General features: G+C 59.3%; 3 protein-coding genes. All 3 read left to right on the forward strand.

Annotated elements, in window-relative coordinates:
• On the forward strand, positions 1-1,993 hold a 1,993-nt coding region (locus tag ACR0JF_RS23155; protein ID WP_480670083.1), incomplete at its 5' end, for a hypothetical protein.
• The gene (locus ACR0JF_RS23160; protein WP_480670085.1) at positions 1,990-2,862 is read left to right on the forward strand and encodes an ATPase, T2SS/T4P/T4SS family; all 873 of its coding nucleotides are present in this window, start codon (positions 1,990-1,992) and stop codon (positions 2,860-2,862) included. The genes ACR0JF_RS23155 and ACR0JF_RS23160, both read left to right, overlap by 4 nt.
• The gene (locus ACR0JF_RS23165; protein WP_480670087.1) at positions 2,757-2,975 is read left to right on the forward strand and encodes a hypothetical protein; all 219 of its coding nucleotides are present in this window, start codon (positions 2,757-2,759) and stop codon (positions 2,973-2,975) included. Before ACR0JF_RS23160 ends, ACR0JF_RS23165 begins: the two co-directional genes overlap by 106 nt.
• Positions 2,976-3,373 lie beyond the last annotated feature (398 nt).

Genomic DNA, 3,373 nt, shown 5'->3' on the forward strand with positions numbered 1-3,373 from the left:
CCCCGAGACACGCAGCGGCTTTCCTTATCATGGTCGGGGTCGACGGACGCCGATTGCATCTGAACTGCTTCAATCGCTCAAAGACCAGCGCAACGCAGACTATGCCGCTTTGGGGGAGACCCTTCGCAGCCATGCCGTTGGTGTCGAACATGGCATTTTCCGAACCCAATACCCAGGGCGGGCCGAGACCCTGGGCTCCTATGTAACGGCTGTTCTCGGCGCAGCCAAAACCCTGGTGCGGGACGGGGTTCTCAGATCAGAGGAAATCGACGTGGAACAGCAAGTCTCACAGGACATGGACCCGGCAAAGGCACCGGGTATTAATACGGAACTTCAGGCCATCAACTCAGACATTCGCAGCTTCATCCAGGGCATGTCCGATAAGGTTGGGGCCATGGAGGATGAAGATCAGCGCAGCCAGGCCGAGGCTGCGATGTCGCGTGTTCTTTGGAATTATGAACCGCTGATGGATGAGGAGACCAAAGCGTTCTTTGGGAAACGTCTGGAGCGGGATGATGAGATTGAGGTCTGCCGGGATGACACCGACCCCGTCCGCCAACGCCGGGCAGCAGAGCGGGATGCAGCAGACCCGACGCAGACACAGGCTCTGGGACAGGAGCGCACGCCTGCAGATGATCCACGCGGGCTGGCAACAAAAGCCGCTCTGAATGAAGCGGACCGGAAGGTGGCCGAGCGGTTTGAGGCCATGGATATGAATGGGGATCTGGCCCTGTCGCGCATCCGCAACGGGCGTGATGTGGATCGTGAGACCCGGGAGAAGTGGTTTGAGCGGGATGTTCAGACTTTGGCGAATACCCATTCGCTCAGCGAGAAACAGGCGCGGGAGGATATGAAGGCGGCCTATAAAGATGCTGCAGAGATCTACCGGGATGCCCGCGGCGAGATCCGTGACATCAACCGGGCCTTTGCCGAGGGCAGGGGGGACGATTTCCTGCAAGAGAAGATCAAGGCTGGCGTTCAGACCGAAATCCAGACCATGAAGGGGCAGGGCTTTGATCGGGCCGCGATCGGTGGGCGCCTTCTTGAGATCGAGGACCGTGTGCATGAGCGCGTGACAGGTCGTGCAGCAGACCGGACAGAGGATAGCGATCGTTCTGCAGTCACCCGGCAAACGGGGATGGCTGATTCCAGAACAGCAGCACCCGCTGATGCGCCTGCGCAGAAGATCGATCTTGAGCAAGGTGTGCGGGGTGAGATTGTCCTGACCGGGTCCGCTCGCTTTGACAAGAAGGATGAGGACAGCCTGTCGCCCTTTGTGGATCTGAAGGTAGAGGGCCTCGACAAGCCATACCGGGTCTGGGGTGTTGATGTGCCTGACATGATGCAACGCGAGAACCTTGTCATCGGCGACACCGCCACGCTGGCCCATGACGGGTACAAGAGGGTGACGGTCACAAAAAAGGACCGGGAGACCGGTGAGATGAAAAACATCCCGGCCCAACGCCGCGCCTGGAAGGCCACGGATATTGAGCGCGTGCCACGTGAACAGGGCAGGGCAACCGATCATGACCTTTCGGACAGGAAGCTCAACGAGATTGCGGAATTCTGGTCGCGTAACACTGTAAATATTGAGGAACACCAGGTCGAAACCGCTGTGACCGGCACCATCGTGGATGCAAAGGAAGCGCTGGTTGATCCCAATGACCCGAAGAGCAGGTCTTTCTATGTTGATATGAACGTTGATGGCCGGGACGTGCCGGAGCGGATCTGGGGCACGGCTCTGCAGGACCAGATGGCGCGGAACAATATCCGGGTCGGGGACAGGGCCACTTTTGTTGAAGCGGGTACAGAAAAGGTCACCCGGTCGCGCAGGAACCCGGTCACAGATGAGCCGGAGCGCTTCAACATGACCCGCAAGGCCTGGGATGTGAAAGACATCGACCGTCAGATTGACCGCGACCCCGAGGTGCAGGAGCGCCGCCGTCGCGAACGACAGGAGCGGGCGAAAGGCGATCGGGGGTTCAGCCGGTGAGCCGCCATCTGGAGAGCACCCTGACCCGGGTGTTTGGAGAGGGCTTGCTCTGCGACCCACGCCTGTCGGAGATTGTTCTGAACCCGGACGGGAGGGTCTGGATCGAGCGCAGCGGCGATCCTGCGATGCGTCAGCTGGACGAGCCTCTCAACGAAGATGACGCGCAGGCGCTGGCACAGGACCTGGCCGGGGACAATCCGATCTCATCCAGGAAACCGCTGGCCGGTTCTCAGTTCGAGATTGCCGGGTCACTTTGGCGCGCTCAGGTTGCCGTAAAACCCGCCATTGAGAGTGGGGTGGCCTTTGCCCTGCGCAGGGCTGTGGCCCAGGAACTGTCGCTTGATCAGCTCATGGCCGGGCTGCCTGACCTCGACGCCAACATGTCCGACCTGAAACCAGGCACCGATCCGGCGGATGCGGCGGTATTCGAAGCCTATGAGACTGGCGGCTTCGGGGCCTTTCTGCAGGCCGCGGTCAAAGCAAAGTGGAACATCCTGCTGTCAGGGGGAACATCCTCGGGCAAGACAACCTGGCTGCGCGCCTGTCTGGCCGAGGTCGATCCTTCTGAGCGGATCATGACCATCGAGGACGTTCTGGAGATCCGGCCCGGTCAGCCCAACGCTGTGTCTCTGGTGGTCAGCCAATACGCGACAAGTCGCGATCTTCTCAAAGCCTGCCTCCGGTTCCGGCCGGAGCGGATTATCCGGAGCGGATTATCATGGGGGAGCTGCGCGGTGCGGAAGCCTATGACTTCCTGTCTGCGATCAACTCCGGTCATCCCGGTGGCATCTCTACGCTTCACGCCGCGTCCCCGGACGCGGCGCTTTCGCGTCTGGCGCTCATGGTCATGCAGGCCGACACCGGGCTGACCTATTCCGAGATCCTCCAGTACTGCCGCTCGATGATCGATGTCATCATCCAGTTCCGCAAAACAGGAGATCAAAGACACCCAACAGCCGTCAGGGTGTTGCGGGGGCAATGAGCACCCGCTGTGGAGATACGGCTCCTTGAGGCTGGATAGGGTTGTTTTGAGACAACGAGTGATTATCGAGTGAACGGCCAGGGGTGTGGGGGATTGGTTCAAGCGCGAGCCTGCCGCATGAGTTCTTAAATCAGATGAGGCGAAGCGGTTTTGCGTGTTGGTTCCTTGGTACACCGGTATCCTGCGCTGGCAAACGGCGCGTTGGTACGTATTGGATTTATTATTGTACGTTCCCTGGGGGCTGCGGTGCCATATTTAGCAGTCTGCTAGAGTTCTGAAGGCACAACAACAGATGTGCTTCATTCGTGATGTGCTTCATTCGTGATGTGCTTCATTCGTGATGTGCTTCATTCGTGATGTGCTTCATTCGTGATGTGCTTCATTCGTGATGTGCTTCA

It is taken from the genome of Ruegeria sp. BG11 (assembly GCF_056538565.1).